We start from the raw sequence: 15,840 nt of genomic DNA on the forward strand, positions 1-15,840 counted from the left end.
GTGATCGAGATGTACTCCGGTTCTGCTGTCGAGATGCACTCCCCGTTCTGCTTCAGCACGTCACACCGTGGATACCTGCCGACAGGACCGCGATACCTGCAGACAGGACCGCGTCGGCGCCTTCTGCCGGCCGGTCAGAACAGGCGGGCGCGCATGTGCTGCGTGAGGTTCTCGAGGATCTCGCGCAGCCACGGGCTGCGGACGGCCGGCAGCCGGACCAGGGCGTGCTGGAACGCTCCGGGATCGGCCCGGAACAGGTGGCGGGGGCGCGGCGCGGGCGGGTCGTCGCGGAGGACGCCGTCGGGCATGCCGCCCGACGCGGGGACGGGCAGGTACGGCTCGGGAGAGGCCAGCCACAGCCATATCCCGAACGGCAGCGGCACCGAGTATGCCGAGGCGGCCGGGCCGGGCGGGGTCCAGAGCTCCCCCGTCCGAGGATGGGTGGGCACGAGGATGTCGGCGTTCGCGTCGGGGGCGAGCCCTCCGGGTCCGGCCAGGACGGCGCGCCGCGCAGGCGGACCTGCGGGCAGCAGGGCGTCAAGGGCGCGTTGGAACACTTCCGCGACCAGGCCGTCCGGGACGGTCACTGGTCGGCCCTCCGAGGCCGCCAGCAGGTGGGCGAGCGCCCGGCCGGCTGCCGCCTCCCACCGCGGACTCCATGACCACCAGCGGCTTGGTCCCACCCGTGATCCCCACCTGGCGATCGGCTCGAACGGGGGCGTGCCCATCCCCTCCGCCGTCAGCTCCGCCCAGGAAAGCGGTGCGGCTTCGGCACCGTCGACGGGGCGGCGACGCACGGCGTTCGGCGCGACACACCGCCTGCCAGAGCGAACAGTCGTCGATCCTGCTCGCCACGGGCAGGCCACACGCCTCGCAGGCCATGTTGGGGCCGTCGGCGCCGTCGAGGCCGCAGCAGTTACCGCCGCCCTTCTCCGGGATCAGCACGGTGCCGCGGGTATCTCCCGGTGCGATGACGATCGCGCCGGGCGCGCCACCCGACAGGGCGTAAACCGGTGCATGGATGCCGCGGGCCGCAGCCTCGTCCGGATCGATCTCCTCCCACGTCCGCCACGGCGGCCCCCAGGGCTCCGGATCCACGGCGAACGTGCCCGGCTCCATGAGCACGGGAAGCTGAATCCCGTTCCCGTACGTCTGATGGGCGTGGACCGGCAGGTCGACCTGAGACAGAGGCGCGGTCAGCCTGGCGCCGCACCCCGCACACACGAAAACGAACAAATGCCCTCCGCTGGGGAATCAGAGGCATCGTCGCAGCTCGGCGGCGGCCGGCCAACGCGTTTTTCCGTTCGCGGGCAGCCTTGCCCCGTCCGTTGGCGGCGGAACCTGGAGACGCCCTGGACGAACCATCGCTGGAAGAACGCGGAACCGATCGGCGCGGGCAGGACGAGAAGGACGCCGAAAGCACGGAGCCGGCCGCAAGCGCCCGCACCCACTGATGTCCCGAACGCGCTGTCAAGATCGTCGGCTTGGCGTCTCCTTCTTCGGCAGGCCCTGCACGTGCCCGGAATTGTGGCTTCCACCACGGCGAATACGGTCTTGACCTGGTGAGATCACCGGATGCTCGGTTTCCTCCTCCGTCTCCTGCCGTTCTGGGTCCGCGAACCCCTCCTCATCGCGATCGGATCCGTTCTCGGCGTACGCATCATGTATCTCGCCGTCAGCGATCACGACCGGATCGCGGCGGGTCTCGGCGCGGTGTTCCTCGTGTTCACCGCGATACGCGTCCACGCGATGGTCCGGGCCGTGCGCGCACGCCGGAACCCGGACCCGGCAGCCTCCGCGGACGGGGCGGCCGTCGATGCCGCCGCCCAGGCCCCGGCCCCGGCCCCGGCCGGAATGGGGCCGCGTCCCGGCCCGGACACTCCGGAGAAGGACCACAACGCATGGGGCCAAGCGGTTGCGGCCGTGGCCGTGTTCGGGGCAGTCGCGGCCGTGCTGTGGGTGGGCCCACGCGTGATGCCGTCCGACGTCAGCGCCCCGCAGCCCGCCTCGTGTTCGGGCGGGGCACACGAGGAGCTGGCGAAGGTCTACAAGCAGACGCCCCGGCCTGTGACCGGTGAAGAGCTGTGCAAGGCGCTCAACCGGCCCGACCTGGCCAAGCTTCTGGGAACGCCCGGAGAGACCGCGACCAGTGCTTCCGGCACCAGCAACACCGCTCCTTTGACTGATGGGAAGGTCGCCCAACCGGAGGCCGAGGTCGCGTTCGACACGTACACCGTGAATGTCTCCGCCACATACAACAAGCTGACGACCGACCAGTACGTGAAGCTGATGAAGTTCGGGGATGAGACGGACATCAAGACACTCACGGTTCTCGGTCGGCCCGCGGTCTTCTCCTCGGCTCCCACCATGAAGATCGAGATCGATCTCAGGAGTGGCGGATCCGGCGGACCGGTCGAACAAGGCCCCCTGGCCAGGACGCTGTCCGTGGCCCTGGATCGCAACGACCGGGGCGGCTACTGCGAGATCACGGTGTGGAGCACGTCCGGAACCCTCGCGGACGACAGCGCTCTCCTCGACATCGCCGGAAAGGTCCTGCCGAGAATCCCCGAACGGCCTGTCCGATGAGACGCCGAGAACATTCGGCGAAGGTGCGGTCGCGACGACGGGTGGGCCTTCGACGGTGACGGCCGACCGCCGTTGTCGGAGTTCACCGTGCAGCCGTTCTCCCGCATCCATGGCCCGGCAGTTCAGGGCCTCTCCGGCGTTGCCCCCTGCACCCAGCTGTACGTCCCAAGCGCACTCAACGCGCCATGGGTTGAAAGATTGCCTGGGCAGAGGCCACATGCCCAGAACGGTTCTCCTGGACCAGCCCCCGAACGGGGACATGCGCGCAGTCCGGGGACCAGCCCTCGCATCACGCTCGTGGTCGCCCTGTGCCGGCCCTCAGGCGAGGAACGACAACCGAACGCGCCTGTCTGAATTATCTCGATTCGTGTCGACCAGGCACACCGACTGCCACGTCCCCAGTTCCAGGCGGCCCCCGAGTACCGGCAGCGTGGCGTGCGGGGGCACGATCGCCGGGAGGACATGGTCGCGGCCATGGCCGGGGCTGCCGTGGCGGTGCTGCCAGCGGTCGTCCGCGGGGAGGAGGGTGTGGAGGGCGGCGAGCAGGTCGTCGTCGCTGCCGGAACCTGTTTCGATCAGGGCGACGCCGGCTGTCGCGTGGGGCACGAAAACGTTGAGCAGGCCGTCGCGACCGCCCGCGACCTCGCGGAGGAAGGCCTCGCATTCACGGGTGAGGTCGACGACCCTCTCCCTGGATCCGGAGGCGATGTTCAGTACACGGCTGGTGAAGGCATCGGACATGGACCAATCCTCGCCGATCCCCCGGATTCCGCACCCTCTGTCGTATCCCACGCCCGTTACGGGTTAGATTCCGGGGCCCGGCCGCCGACCGCACCCCATCAGTCCCGACCGCCCCTCCTCCTCCCAGCAGTCGCGGCTACTCCCCCGCCCAGTCGTACCGGCCACTCCCCCGCCCCACCACGGCTGCACTCGCTCGACCCGTGATACCCGAGGTCCACTCCGCGAGACGCCATTGACCGTACGCGGCCCAGCTGGCTACTTTCAGCCGCATGTTGCGTTCAGCCATGCTCACCACGCGCGGTCACATCGACCTGCTGCGGGTGGCCTCCGCCGCGTGTCGCCGCGGACACTGACGCCCTTTCACCCGCTTAACCTCCCCTGCACTTCGGCGCACCCCGTATACGTATGTCCGCGTGTCCGTGTCCGTGTGATCTGAGCCGGATGCCGGGACGCTGACGCGCGCGCCACCTCGCACCCCCGCACTCCCGCGTCTCTCCTGCGCGTGCCCTCCGTCGCTCTCCTGCCGTGGAGCCCTCATGAGCATCAGCCATGCCCCGCCGGACTCTCATGGACCCGATATTTCGGGAATATCAGAGTTCGCTGACCCTAAGTCCAGCGACCCCAAGTCCAAGGACCTCAAGTCCACCGACACCACGTCCACCGACCACGCCCTGCCCGAGCTCGAACCCATCGTCCCCGCCTCGGCCCGTCGCACCCGCGTCCCCCGCTGGCTGCGCCGCACCTCCGGACCCGTACTGCTGCTCGCCCTGTGGCAAGTCCTCAGCGGTACGGGCGTGTTGACGGCCGACGTCCTCGCCTCGCCCGGCACCATCGCGCGGGTGGCCGGCGATCTGGTCTCCGATGGGTCGCTCACGAACGCGATGGGTGTCTCGCTCCAGCGCGTCGCGGTGGGGCTCCTGCTCGGCACCGTCGTCGGTACCGGACTCGCCCTACTCTCGGGCCTGTTCAGGATCGGCGAGGACCTCGTCGACGCGAGCGTGCAGATGCTGCGGACCGTGCCGTTCGTCGGTCTGATCCCGCTGTTCATCATCTGGTTCGGCATCGGCGAGGCCCCGAAGGTCGCGATCATCACGCTGGGCGTGTCCTTCCCGCTCTACCTCAACGTGTACGCGGGTATCCGCGGCGTCGACTCCCAGCTGATCGAGGCCGGCGAGTCCCTCGGTCTGTCCCGCTGGGGACTGGTACGGCATGTCGTCCTGCCGGGCGCCCTCCCCGGTGCCATGACCGGTCTGCGCTACTCGCTGGGCATCGCCTGGCTGGCGCTCGTCTTCGCCGAGCAGATCAACGCGGACTCCGGCATCGGCTTCCTGATGGTCCAGGCGCGCGACTTCCTGCGTACCGACGTGATCGTGGTCTGCCTGACCGTCTACGCCTTCCTCGGCCTGCTCGCCGACTTCATCGTCCGCTCCCTCGAAAGGCTGCTGCTGCAATGGCGACCGACGTTCACCGGCCGGTGACCACCGAGAAGGCCACGGCCCCTCCCGCCTCGTCCGTGCCCTCCTCGGTGGTACGTGTCGACGGCCTGACCCGCTCCTTCGACGGCCGCGCCGTCATCGACAACCTCCAACTCGACGTGAGGCCGGGCGAGTTCGTGGCCCTGCTCGGGCGCAGTGGCTGCGGCAAGTCCACCCTCCTGCGCATCCTCGCCGGGCTCGACCGCGACATCGAGGGCACCGTCCTCGTGCCGCGCCGCAAGGCCGTCGCCTTCCAGGCACCCCGGCTGATGCCGTGGAAGCGGGTGTGGCGAAACGTCCTGCTCGGACTGCCCGGAAAGCCCGAACGCGCCGTCGCCGAGCAGGCGTTGACCGAGGTGGGCCTCACCGACCGCGCCGACGCCTGGCCCAAGACCCTGTCCGGCGGAGAGGCCCAACGCGCCTCGCTGGCCCGCGCGTTGGTGCGCGAACCCGATCTGCTGCTGCTCGACGAGCCGTTCGGCGCGCTGGACGCGCTGACCCGGATCAAGGCGCAGCGGCTCGTCGGCGAGCTGTGGCAACGGCGGGGCTGCGCCGTGCTCCTGGTCACGCACGACGTGGAGGAGGCGGTGCTGCTGGCCGACCGCGTCCTCGTGATGGACGACGGCGTGATCGCGTACGAGACCGAGGTCGAGCTGGACCGTCCGCGGGACATCACCGACCCGCGGTTCGCCGAGCTGCGCGCCGGGCTGCTGGAACGGCTGGGCGTCGACACCGCCGCCGAAGCCGCCTGAACCTCCCCTACAGACAGCTCGGTTACACCACCACCCTCACCTGAACACCATCCACGAACGGAATCCTCATGCGACGACACCTCGTCCCCGCCGCCCTGCTCCTCCCCCTGGCCCTGCTGGCCGCGGCCTGCGGCGGGAACTCGTCGGCCAGCACCTCGACGGGCGACGGAACCGACGGGAAGGGATCGCTCACCCTCAACGTCGGCGACCAGAAGGGCGGTTCGGAAGCGGTGCTGCGGGCCGCCGGAGAACTCAAGAACCTCGACTACAAGATCAAGTGGTCGACGTTCACATCCGGCCCGCCCCTCCTGGAGGCGGTCAACGCCAAGGCCGTCGACATCGGCGGCGTCGGCAACACCCCGCCGGTCTTCGCGGCCGGCGCCGACTCCAGGATCACAGCCGTCGCGGCCTACCGGGGCAGGTCCAAGGGCGACGCGATCCTCGTTCCCGAGGACTCGAAGCTGAAGAAGGCCGAGGAGCTGAAGGGCAAGTCGGTCGCGGTGGCGCAGGGTTCGTCCGCGCACTACCAGCTGGTCGCCTCGCTCAAGGCGGCCGGGCTGACGCTGGGCGACGTCAAGGTGAAGTACCTCCAGCCCGCCGACGCCCTGGCCGCGTTCACCTCCGGCAAGGTCGACGCGTGGGCGGTCTGGGACCCGTACACCTCCCAGGTGCTGCAGGCCAAGCAGGGCAGGGTCCTGACGGACGGCGACGACGTGGTCAACGGGCTCACCTTCCAGGTGGCGGCACCCGAAGCGCTCAAGGACAAGAAGAAGGCCGCCGCGATCGCCGACTATCTGGACCGGCTGCGGCGGGCACAGGACTGGGTCTACGAGCACCCCGAGGAGTGGGCCAAGGTCTGGGCGAAGGACACCGGGCTGCCCTACGAGGTGGCGCTGGCCTCGGTGAAGCGGACCAACGCGACCCGGGTCCCGGTGGCCATCGACAAGCCGCTCATCGCCTCCGAGCAGGAGATCGCGGACACGTTCACCGACCTGAAGCTCATCCCCCGCAAGGTCGACTTCGGCGACTTCGTGGACACCCGCTTCAACGGCGACCTGCCGCCGTCCACCACCACTCCCCGCCCCTCGAAGGAGTCGTGACGTCGTGACCGTACATCCGCACTGGTTCCTGCCGACGGGCGGAGACGGCCGCACTCTGGTGGACCGGCACGCCTACGCGGCCAACCCCGTCGACCGCACCCGGCCGGTCAGCGGAGTGCGCCCGCCCGACATCGAGTATCTGGCCCAAATCGCCAAGGCAGCCGAGCAGTTGGGCTTCGAGGCGGTGCTCACGCCGACCGGTACGTGGTGCGAGGACGCCTGGCTGACGACCGTGGCGCTGGCCCAGCACACCGAGCGGCTGAAGTTCCTGGTCGCGTTCCGGCCCGGCGTCATCTCGCCGACGCTCGCCGCCCAGATGGCCGCCACCTACCAGCGCATCACCCGGGGCCGGCTGCTCCTGAACGTCGTCACCGGCGGCGACTCCACCGAGCAGCGCCGCTTCGGCGACCAACTCGGCCACGACCAGCGGTACGCGCGCACGGACGAGTTCCTGTCCGTCGTGCGCGGGGTGTGGAGCGGGCAGCCGTACGACTTCGACGGGGCGCACTACCAGGTCGAGGGCGGGCTGACCGCGCTGCCGCCGGATCCGCTGCCGGAGATCTTCTTCGGCGGCTCCTCGGCAGCCGCGGGACCGGTCGCGGCGCGGCACGCGGATGTGTATCTGACCTGGGGAGAGCCGCCGGAGCAGGTCAAGGAGAAGATCGACTGGATCCGCTCGCTCGCCGAGCGCGAGGGGCGTACGGTCCGCTTCGGTGTCCGGCTGCACACGATCACGCGGGACTCGTCGGCCGAGGCGTGGCGGACGGCCGGCCGTCTGCTCGACGACCTCGATCCGGAGTCCATCGCCGCCGCGCAGGCGGCGCTGGGCCGCAGCGAGTCCGTCGGCCAGCAGCGCATGCTCGCGCTGCACGGCGGTTCGTCCGACCGGCTGGAGATCTCCCCGAATCTGTGGGCGGGCGTGGGGCTCGTGCGGGGTGGCGCCGGGACCGCGCTGGTCGGCAGCCATGCCGAGGTCGCCGACCGCATCGAGGAGTACCACGCGCTGGGCGTCGAGCACTTCGTGCTGTCCGGGTATCCGCATCTGGAGGAGGCGTACTGGTTCGGGGAGGGGGTGATTCCCGAGCTGGCCGTGCGGGGGCTGTTGTCGCGTGTTCCGGCCTCTGGGGCGCCGATTCTGGTCGCCGGCGGTCGCTGAGCGCTCAGCTGGTAGCACCGTTCGCTGTCTGCGGGCCGTCCGTGGCTGGTCGCGCAGTTCCCCGCGCCCATTGAAGGGGCGCGGGAAGATCCTTGTCATCGGCGGAGTTAGTAGAAGCGTGAACAACACCGGAGCGCAGGCAGAGGCAGTGCGGGAAGTCGATGTCGTCGTGATCGGCGCCGGGCAGGCCGGACTGTCCAGCGCCCATCACCTGCGGCGCACCGGCTTCGAGCCGGAGCGGGACTTCGTGGTCCTGGACCACGCTCCGCGGGCGGGCGGGGCGTGGCAGTTCCGGTGGCCGTCCCTCACATACGGCAAGGTGCACGGGATGCACTCCCTGCCGGGCATGGAGCTGACGGACGCGGATCCGGCGCGGCCGTCCTCCGAGGTCATCGCGGAGTACTTCGACACCTACGAGCGCACCTTCGATCTGCGGGTGCGGCGGCCGGTCGACGTGAAGGCCATGCGCGAGGGTGAGGCGGGCCGGCTGCTCGTCGAGACCTCCGACGGTACGTGGTCGACGCGGGCGCTGATCAACGCGACGGGCACCTGGGACCGGCCGTTCTGGCCGCGCTATCCGGGGCAGGAGACCTTCCGGGGACGGCAGTTGCACACCGCCCAGTACCCCGGCCCCGAGGAGTTCGCCGGGCAGCGGGTCGTCGTGGTCGGCGGGGGCGCGTCCGGTACGCAGCACCTGCTGGAGATCGCGCCGTACGCGGCCCGGACCACCTGGGTGACGCGGCGGCCGCCGGTGTTCCGTGAGGGTCAGTTCACCGAGGACGTGGGCCGGGAAGCGGTCGCACTGGTGGAGGAACGGGTCCGTCAGGGGCTGCCGCCGAAGAGTGTCGTATCGGTGACCGGGCTGCCGCTCAACGACGCGATCCGGCAGGGCATCGAGGACGGCGTCCTGGACCGGCAGCCGATGTTCGACCGGATCACTCCGGACGGCGTGGAGTGGGACGACGGGCGTCGCGTGGCCGCCGACGTCATTCTGTGGGCGACCGGTTTCCGTGCCGCGATCGACCATCTGGCGCCGCTGCGGCTGCGCGAGCCCGGCGGCGGCATCCGTGTCGAGGGGACCCGCGCGGTCGCCGATCCGCGGATCCATCTGGTCGGGTACGGGCCTTCGGCCAGCACGATCGGAGCCAACCGCGCCGGGCGCGCGGCGGTGCGGGACATCAGGCGGCTACTGGCGGTCGCCCCGGACACCGCCCCGAGGGTTGCGACGAAGGTCGCGCCGGTGGGATGAGGTCAGCCGGACTTCGGTGACGCGCTCTTGTTGGTGCGGTTGAACTCCGCGACGTTCCTCCGGTGCTCCTCGTAGTCGGCGGTGAAACGTGTGTCGCCGGGCTTGACGGTGACGAAGTACAGCCAGTCGCCCTGCGGCGGAGCGACCGCGGCACGCATCGCCTCCTCGCCGGGGTTGGCGATGGGCGAGGGCGGCAGCCCCATCCGGACGTACGTGTTGTACGGGCTGTTGAGTCGCGTGTCGTTCTCGCTGGTGCGCAGGGTGTTGCGGTTCAGGGCGTAGTTGATCGTGGAGTCCATCTGCAGCGGCATGCCACGGTCGAGCCGGTTGTAGATCACGCGGGCCACCCTGCCCATGTCCTTCTTGGTGGCCGCCTCGGCCTGGACCATGCTCGCCACGGTGACGGTCTGATAGACGTTCATCGCGTTCCGCTCGGCCCCGGCCGTGACCGTCCCGCCGCCGAACCTCTTGTTCGCCGTGTCGACCATGTACGACAGCAAGGACACCGGGGTCGACTTCTTGTCGATGGGATACGTGGCCGGGAACAGATACCCCTCGGGGTTGCCGCTCGCGTCGTTCGGAAGCTTGAGGTTCGCCTTCTCCAGGGACTTCTTCGTGGTGCCCCCGGGCAGGGCGAGGACCTTGTCGACGGCCTCGTAGACCTGGCCGGAGCGCCAGCCCTCCGGGATCACCAGGGCGAGCGGCTCCTTCTTCTCGTCCGTGCTCAGCAGCGGCACCGCCACGGCGGTGGCCGCCACGACGGCGCCGGTCACGATGAGGGCGGTCCGGCCCCGGCTCGTCAGTCGAATCGTTCTCCGTGGCCGACTGGGCGGCGTGTAGATCTGCATGCGGGCACGGTAACCCGCATCTCGCCATAATCTCGACATATAGTCATCTTGTTGGCTCCAGTTGGGCGTCTCTGCGGACCAGTGCGGCGTAGCGGCCCTGGCGCTCCAACAGCTCCTCGTGCGTGCCCCGTTCCGCCGGTCGCCCACCGTCGAGGACCACGATCTGGTCGGCGCCCCGAATGGTGGACAGCCGGTGCGCGATGGTGAGGGTGGTCCGGTTGGCCGACAGGGCGTCGATGGCCTCCTGAACGGCGCGCTCGGTGCGGGTGTCCAGGGCGCTGGTCGCCTCGTCGAGGATCAGGACCGGCGGGTCCCGCAGGATGGTGCGCGCGATGGCCAGACGCTGCTTCTCGCCGCCGGAGAACCGGTGTCCGCGCTCCCCCACCACCGTGTTGTAGCCGTCGGGCAGCGACGCGATGTGGTCGTGGATCTGCGCGGCCTTCGCGGCCGCGTACAGCTGCTCGTCGGTGGCGTCCGGCTTGGCGAAGCGCAGGTTCTCGGCGACCGTGGCGTGGAAGAGGTACGTCTCCTGGGAGACGACGCCGATCCCGCGGGCGAGGGTGTCGAAGTCCAGGTCGCGCACGTCCACCCCGTCGAGCGTGACGCGGCCGCCCGTGACGTCGTACAGACGCGGCACCAGATAGCTGAGCGTGGACTTGCCCGCGCCGGTCGCGCCGACGACGGCGAGGCTGCCGCCGGCGGGCACGGTGATGTCGATGCCGTCGAGGACGGGGCCGCTCTTGTCGTCGTAGCGGAACTCCACGCCCTCGAAGCGCACCTCTCCCTTGACCTGGTCGAGGTGGATCGGGTCCTCGGGCTCGGTGATGTCGATGGGCAGGTCCAGGTACTCGAAGATGCGCTGGAACAGGGCGAGCGAGGTCTGGATCTGGACGCCAGTGGAGAGCAGGCTCACGGTCGGCCGGAAGAGGCCCTGCTGGAGCGAGACGAAGGCGACGAGTGTGCCGATGGAGATGGCGGGTCCGCCGAACTGGAGGGCTATGCCCGCCGTCCAGTAGATGACGGCCGGCATGGCGGCCATGACGATCCCGATGACGGCCATCCGCCAGCGGCCCGCCATGTTCGACCGGACCTCCAGGTCGACGAGGCCCTCGGACTCGTCGGCGAAGGAGCGGGAGAGCGAGTCCGAGCGGCCCATTGTGCGGCCGAGCAGGATGCCGCTGACGGAGAGCGACTCGGTGACGGTGGCGGCCATGGCGGCCATCTGCTTCTGGCGCTCGGTGGTGATCTTCTTGCGTTCGTTACCGACGCGGCGGCTGATCCACACGAACACCGGCAGCAGGAGCAGCGAGACAACAGTCAGCCGCCAGTCCAGGGCGACCATCGCGACGATCGTGGCGATGACGCTGGTGAGGTTCGAGACGAGTGAGGTGGCGGTCGAGGTGACCGTGGCCTGCATACCGCCGATGTCGTTCGCGATGCGCGACTGGACCTCGCCCGTGCGGGTCCTGGTGAAGAAGGCGAGCGACATGCGCTGCAGCCGGCCGTAGACGGCAGTGCGCAGATCGTGCATGACGCGCTGGCCGACCGTCGTGGAGATGAGGGTCTGCAGGACTCCGAAGACACCGCCGAGGACGGCGCTGAGGATCATGCCGAGCGCGAGCAGGCTCAGCAGGCCGGTGCGCCCCTGCGGGATCGCGGTGTCGAGGATTTCCTTGAGCAGGAAGGGCGTGGCGACCGAGACCAGGGACGCGGCGCCCACGAGGAGGCCCACGACGGCCAGTCGGCCGCGGTAGGGACGGAAGAGCTTGAGAATGCGGCGCACCTGCCGGGGCTGTCCGTCCTCGACAGGTGGCGGTGTCCATTTGATGTCGTCGCGGGGCATGGGCTCCTACGGAGGGCGAGAGAACGATGACTGACGGAGCATAGCTCATTGTTACCTATACTCACAATGAACGAGGTCCTGATATTGTTCCCGTCATGGACACCCCCGACGCCGACGGCCTGCTCGCCGAGCAGCTGCTGCGGTTGACCCGCCGTGTGCACCGCATCCAGAAGCGTCAGCTGGAGAAGCGCGGGCTCGGCATCACTCCGGCCCAGTCCCGGCTCCTGCGCACCCTCGCCCACTACGGCTCCCCGCCGCGCATGGCCGACCTCGCCGAGCGGCTGGAGGTGGTGCCCCGGGCCGTGACGACGCTGGTCGACGGCCTGGAGGCGAGCGGCAAGGTGCGTCGCGTACCGGACCCCACCAACCGCCGGGTGATCCGCATCGAGCTGACGGACGACGGCCGCGGGGCCCTGCGCGAGCTGCGCGCCGCGCGGCGGACCGCGGCGGAGGACATCCTGGCGCCGCTCTCGGACGACCAGCGCAAGGTCCTCGGGGGGCTGCTGGACACGCTGGTGGACGGAATGGGCGCGGTGGAGGCGCCCAGGCGCGACTGCTGAGCGGGCGGTGCCGCGGGGGTGGCCCGCAGGAGCGCCTCCGGGAGCGCCTCCAGGGGCACCGATAGGGATCGGGTGGCCCGCTCCCGCTGCTGACCAGATCGGGGCAGACCGGCTCGGAGCGAGATCGAGTAGGGGCCGGAACCGGAGCCAGCGAAGGCTCCGCGACACCCCCTCATCCACGCGCACGGAAGTCCAAAGACCCGGCCCCGGAAGTCCAACTCCCTGGCCACTTCGGCCCCTTGCGACCCGGTCGGCCCCCTAGGAGGGTGACAGCGCGCCGAACCCGCGCCCACCCACCGAGGAGGTCCGATGCACGACGAGCACGCGACACCGGAACCTGACGTGAACCCCGAGGGCTACTCCCGACGCTCGGTCCTGCGCACGGCCGGAGCCGCCGGAGCGGGTCTGGGGGTCGGCGCGCTCGCGGGTGGGGGCACTGCTCACGCGGCGGAGCCCGGGACGGCGGCGGAGGCCGCGCCCGGGGCCGCGGCGGAAGGCGAGTCCGCCGTGCCCACCGCGAGAGGCAGAACCATGATCGGCGTGCCCTTCGAGGGGCGCGGCACGGTACGGGTGGGGATCATCGGGCTCGGCAACCGCGGCAACGGCATGATCGACCTGTTCCTCGCCCTCGACGGAGTCCGTGTCGTCGCGCTGTGCGACCCGGTCAAGGACAAGACCGCGACCGCCGCGGCCAAGGTGGTGGCCGCGGGACAGCCCGCCCCGGCGACGTACACGAAGGGCGATCACGACTTCGTCGGTCTGTGCGAGCGCGGCGACCTCGACTTCGTGTACGTGGCGACGCCCTGGGACTGGCACTTCGAGATGGCGAAGACGGCGATGCTCAGTGGCAAGCACGTCGGTGTGGAGTGCCCGATCGCCATGCGGCTCGACCAACTCTGGGAGCTGGTCGACCTCTCCGAGCGCACTCGCAGACACTGCATGCAGCTGGAGAACTGCTGCTACGGCAGGAACGAGATGCGGGTCCTGCGCATGGCGCACGCCGGGAAGTTCGGCCGGCTGCTGCACGGCGCGGGTGCCTACAACCACGATTTGCGCGGCCTGATGTTCGACCCGGACTACTACGAGGGCCCCTGGCGGCGGCTCTGGCACACCCGGCTGCGCGGCGACCTCTACCCGAACCACGGCTTCGGGCCCGTCGCCAACTACATGGACGTCAACCGCGGTGACCGTGTCACCCACGTCTCCAGCTTCGGCACGCCCTCCCTCGGACTGGCCGAGTACCGCGCGGCGAACATGCCGCCGGGCGACCCGAGCTGGAAGGAGACGTACATCGAGAGCGACCGGACCATCAGCCTCGTACAGACCGCGAAGGGACGGGTGATCCGGCTCGAACACGATGTGTCGACGCCACATCCCTACTCGCGGATCAACAGTCTCGGCGGCACGAAGGGTGTCTTCGAGGACTACCCGGAACGGATTTACATAGAGCCGGACCACACAGACGACGCCTGGGGCGACTTCGGGGCGTACGCCGACTGGGATCACTGGCTGTGGAAGGAACACTCCGACCCGCCCGGCGGACACGGCGGGATGGACTACATCATGCTGTTCCGGCTGATGCAGTGCATGCGGCTCGGGCTCGTCCCGGACTTCGACGTGTACGACGCCGCCACCTGGACCGCACCGGTTCCGCTGAGCCATGCCTCGATCAAGGCGCACGGGGCGCCCCAGGCGATCCCGGACTTCACGCGCGGGCTGTGGAAGAAGGAGCGGTCGGGGGTGGACTCGCAGAAGCCGCAGGGGTGACCGGGCTGGAGTGACCCCCGGAGGAACCCCCCGGAGGAACCGCTCCGGGAGTGACCCCTGGGGGCGGGACCAAGGGGGCCTCCGGAGTCCTTCGAGGGGAGGAGCGGGGCCCGGCGTCGAGCGGATGCGCCGGGCCCCGGCGCTCAACTCACCTCGCCCGCGGGCTCCTTGGCCAGCGAGGCCTTGGAACCTGCGGGTTCCTCCGCCGTGTCCGCGGGCTCCTCGCCCTCGTCCGGAGTGCCCGTCGGCGCGGTCTGGTCGGTCTTGGCGCTCTGCGAGGGCACTTCCGCCTTCGGGTCGCCGCCGGCGGGCGTCACGTCCTCCTCCACGAACGCGATCTCGCCATCGAGCATCTTCTTCGCCCGGTCCATGTCCAGCGCGCCCTCCCAACGGGAGACCGCGAAGACGGCGACGCAGTTGCCGAGCAGGTTGGTGACGACGCGCATCGAGTCCATGATGCGGTCGACGCCGAGCAGCAGCGCGACGGCCCCTGCGGGGATGGCGCCGAGCGAGGAGGCCGTCGCCGACAGGGCGAGGAAGGCCGAACCGGGGATGCCTGCCATGCCCTTGCTGGTCAGCATGAGCACCAGGATCACGGTGACCTGCTGGCTCAGGCTGAGGTCCACACCCACGGCCTGCGCGATGAACAGCGTGCCGATGGAGAGATAGATCGAGGCGCCGTCGAGGTTGAAGGAGTACCCCGTCGGCAGCACCAGACCCACGGCGTCGTCACGGGCGCCCGCCTGGCGCAGCTTCTGCATCATGCGGGGCATGACCGTCTCGCTGGACGCGGTGCCGAGCGCGAGCAGCAACTCCGCGCGCGTGTAACGGACGAACTTCCACAGGCTCAGCCCGGTGACCAGCTTCAACGCGACCGCGAGCAGCACGAGGAAGACCATCGCCACGGCGTAGCAGAGGACTATGAGCTTGCCGTACGTCTTCATGACCCCGAGGCCGTACTCCCCCACCAGGTGGACCATCGCGCCGAAGACGGCGAGCGGGGCGAGCTTCATGACGAAGCCGACGATCGCGAAGATGATCTCCTGGGCCTGCTCGATGGCGGGCAGGATCGCGGGCACCTTGGTGTTGCCGAGATGGAGCAGCGCGGCGCCCGTGAGGCAGGCCAGCACCAGGACCTGCAGCAGCGAGTTCTCGGCGAAGGCGCCGACCGCGCTCTGCGGCAGCGCGTTGAGGATGAACTCGGTGGTCGTCGGCAACGCACCGCCGGCGGTCTTGTCGTCGACCGCCGAGGCGTCGAGCTTCGACGGGTCGACGTTCATGCCCGAACCGGGGGCGAAGACGTTGGCGGCGATCAGGCCGATGAGCAGCGCGGCGGTGGAGGCGATCTCGAACCAGATCAGGGCCTTGAGACCGATCCGCCCGAAGGCCTTCAGGTTGCCGGCCTTGGCGATGCCGACGACGACCACACAGAACACGAGCGGCGAGATCACCGTCTTGATGAGACGCACGAAACCGTCGCCGAGCGGCTGGAAGGTCGTGGCCGTGTCCGGCCACAACCTTCCGACGACGATTCCGAGCACGAGCGCGCAGGCTACCTGCGCGAACAGTGAGGTACGCAAGATGCGTGCGACGCGTCGCGGGGACGATACAGACGGCGGCACGGGCACTCCTCCAGGGGAACTTCTGGGATGCGGAAAGCGGATTCCGCGGTGATCACTATCGGGGGAGTTTGCTACCGCCGGGGACCTCGACGTGACAGGCGTGTAAATCATCGAGGATGTGGCACGTCCCACACCGGACCG

At 69.8% G+C, this 15,840-nt stretch carries 13 protein-coding genes and 1 pseudogene; 9 read left to right on the top strand and 5 right to left on the bottom strand.

Annotation, left to right across the window (positions count from 1 at the left end; all coding sequences use genetic code 11):
* Positions 1–134 precede the first annotated feature (134 nt).
* Positions 135–1,236: pseudogene (locus ACIBEI_RS09820) on the bottom strand (hypothetical protein).
* A 339-nt stretch (positions 1,237–1,575) separates the two neighbouring features.
* On the opposite strand from ACIBEI_RS09820, the gene ACIBEI_RS09825 reads away from it, so the two are divergent.
* Positions 1,576–2,586 carry a DUF6215 domain-containing protein gene (locus ACIBEI_RS09825; RefSeq protein ID WP_398886919.1) on the top strand — a complete coding sequence of 337 codons (1,011 nt, stop codon included), beginning with the start codon at positions 1,576–1,578 and terminating at the stop codon, positions 2,584–2,586.
* Positions 2,587–2,904: 318 nt separating this feature from the next.
* On the opposite strand, the gene ACIBEI_RS09830 is transcribed toward ACIBEI_RS09825, so the two are convergent.
* Positions 2,905–3,327 carry a secondary thiamine-phosphate synthase enzyme YjbQ gene (locus tag ACIBEI_RS09830; RefSeq protein ID WP_398886921.1) on the bottom strand — a complete coding sequence of 141 codons (423 nt, stop codon included), beginning with the start codon at positions 3,325–3,327 and terminating at the stop codon, positions 2,905–2,907.
* Positions 3,328–3,611: 284 nt separating this feature from the next.
* Between ACIBEI_RS09830 and ACIBEI_RS09835 the strand changes: the two genes are divergently transcribed.
* From ACIBEI_RS09835 to ACIBEI_RS09860, 6 genes are all read left to right on the top strand, one after another.
* Positions 3,612–3,680, top strand: coding sequence for a putative leader peptide (locus ACIBEI_RS09835; protein ID WP_369693269.1), 69 nt, complete (start codon positions 3,612–3,614; stop codon positions 3,678–3,680).
* Between the two features lie 183 nt (positions 3,681–3,863).
* On the top strand, positions 3,864–4,805 hold the full coding sequence (locus ACIBEI_RS09840; protein ID WP_398886924.1) for an ABC transporter permease: 942 nt from the start codon (positions 3,864–3,866) through the stop codon (positions 4,803–4,805).
* On the top strand, positions 4,778–5,554 hold the full coding sequence (locus ACIBEI_RS09845; RefSeq protein ID WP_398886925.1) for an ABC transporter ATP-binding protein: 777 nt from the start codon (positions 4,778–4,780) through the stop codon (positions 5,552–5,554). The genes ACIBEI_RS09840 and ACIBEI_RS09845 overlap by 28 nt, the downstream gene beginning before the upstream one ends.
* A 68-nt stretch (positions 5,555–5,622) precedes the next feature.
* The gene (locus ACIBEI_RS09850; RefSeq protein WP_398886927.1) at positions 5,623–6,654 is read left to right on the top strand and encodes an ABC transporter substrate-binding protein; all 1,032 of its coding nucleotides are present in this window, start codon (positions 5,623–5,625) and stop codon (positions 6,652–6,654) included.
* Between the two features lie 4 nt (positions 6,655–6,658).
* Positions 6,659–7,810: an LLM class flavin-dependent oxidoreductase gene (locus ACIBEI_RS09855; RefSeq protein ID WP_398886929.1), complete on the top strand. Its 1,152-nt coding sequence runs from the start codon at positions 6,659–6,661 to the stop codon at positions 7,808–7,810.
* Positions 7,811–7,958: 148 nt separating this feature from the next.
* The gene (locus ACIBEI_RS09860; protein ID WP_398887378.1) at positions 7,959–9,059 is read left to right on the top strand and encodes an NAD(P)-binding domain-containing protein; all 1,101 of its coding nucleotides are present in this window, start codon (positions 7,959–7,961) and stop codon (positions 9,057–9,059) included.
* A gap of 2 nt (positions 9,060–9,061) precedes the next feature.
* Here ACIBEI_RS09860 and mltG read toward each other — a convergent pair whose 3' ends face one another.
* Together mltG and ACIBEI_RS09870 are read right to left on the bottom strand one after the other, a co-directional pair.
* Positions 9,062–9,907 carry an endolytic transglycosylase MltG gene (gene mltG, locus ACIBEI_RS09865; RefSeq protein ID WP_398886931.1) on the bottom strand — a complete coding sequence of 282 codons (846 nt, stop codon included), beginning with the start codon at positions 9,905–9,907 and terminating at the stop codon, positions 9,062–9,064.
* Positions 9,908–9,950: 43 nt separating this feature from the next.
* On the bottom strand, positions 9,951–11,750 hold the full coding sequence (locus ACIBEI_RS09870) for an ABC transporter ATP-binding protein (RefSeq protein ID WP_398886933.1): 1,800 nt from the start codon (positions 11,748–11,750) through the stop codon (positions 9,951–9,953).
* 95 nt (positions 11,751–11,845) lie between these two features.
* Between ACIBEI_RS09870 and ACIBEI_RS09875 the strand changes: the two genes are divergently transcribed.
* Entirely contained in the window at positions 11,846–12,310 is a 465-nt protein-coding gene (locus tag ACIBEI_RS09875; RefSeq protein ID WP_398886935.1) for a MarR family winged helix-turn-helix transcriptional regulator, read from the top strand.
* A 309-nt stretch (positions 12,311–12,619) separates the two neighbouring features.
* Positions 12,620–14,077 carry a Gfo/Idh/MocA family protein gene (locus tag ACIBEI_RS09880; protein ID WP_398886937.1) on the top strand — a complete coding sequence of 486 codons (1,458 nt, stop codon included), beginning with the start codon at positions 12,620–12,622 and terminating at the stop codon, positions 14,075–14,077.
* A gap of 143 nt (positions 14,078–14,220) precedes the next feature.
* Here the strand turns inward: ACIBEI_RS09880 and ACIBEI_RS09885 are convergent, their stop codons facing one another.
* A complete protein-coding gene (locus ACIBEI_RS09885) occupies positions 14,221–15,699 on the bottom strand; it encodes a cation:dicarboxylate symporter family transporter (RefSeq protein ID WP_398886938.1) in 1,479 nt (492 codons plus the stop codon).
* Positions 15,700–15,840: the final 141 nt, after the last annotated feature.

Origin of the sequence: Streptomyces sp. NPDC050988, from assembly GCF_044456225.1 — a bacterium.
In the GTDB taxonomy this organism is placed as follows: domain Bacteria; phylum Actinomycetota; class Actinomycetes; order Streptomycetales; family Streptomycetaceae; genus Streptomyces.

What these genes read in the sequence shown, in the direction of transcription:
- ACIBEI_RS09870 (WP_398886933.1), bottom strand. Translation starts at nt 11,750, where the DNA reads ATGCCCCGCGACGACATCAAATGGACACCGCCACCTGTCGAGGACGGA.
- ACIBEI_RS09830 (WP_398886921.1), bottom strand. Translation starts at nt 3,327, where the DNA reads ATGTCCGATGCCTTCACCAGCCGTGTACTGAACATCGCCTCCGGATCC.
- ACIBEI_RS09825 (WP_398886919.1), top strand. Translation starts at nt 1,576, where the DNA reads ATGCTCGGTTTCCTCCTCCGTCTCCTGCCGTTCTGGGTCCGCGAACCC.
- ACIBEI_RS09850 (WP_398886927.1), top strand. Translation starts at nt 5,623, where the DNA reads ATGCGACGACACCTCGTCCCCGCCGCCCTGCTCCTCCCCCTGGCCCTG.
- ACIBEI_RS09845 (WP_398886925.1), top strand. Translation starts at nt 4,778, where the DNA reads ATGGCGACCGACGTTCACCGGCCGGTGACCACCGAGAAGGCCACGGCC.
- ACIBEI_RS09880 (WP_398886937.1), top strand. Translation starts at nt 12,620, where the DNA reads ATGCACGACGAGCACGCGACACCGGAACCTGACGTGAACCCCGAGGGC.
- ACIBEI_RS09840 (WP_398886924.1), top strand. Translation starts at nt 3,864, where the DNA reads ATGAGCATCAGCCATGCCCCGCCGGACTCTCATGGACCCGATATTTCG.
- mltG (WP_398886931.1), bottom strand. Translation starts at nt 9,907, where the DNA reads ATGCAGATCTACACGCCGCCCAGTCGGCCACGGAGAACGATTCGACTG.
- ACIBEI_RS09875 (WP_398886935.1), top strand. Translation starts at nt 11,846, where the DNA reads ATGGACACCCCCGACGCCGACGGCCTGCTCGCCGAGCAGCTGCTGCGG.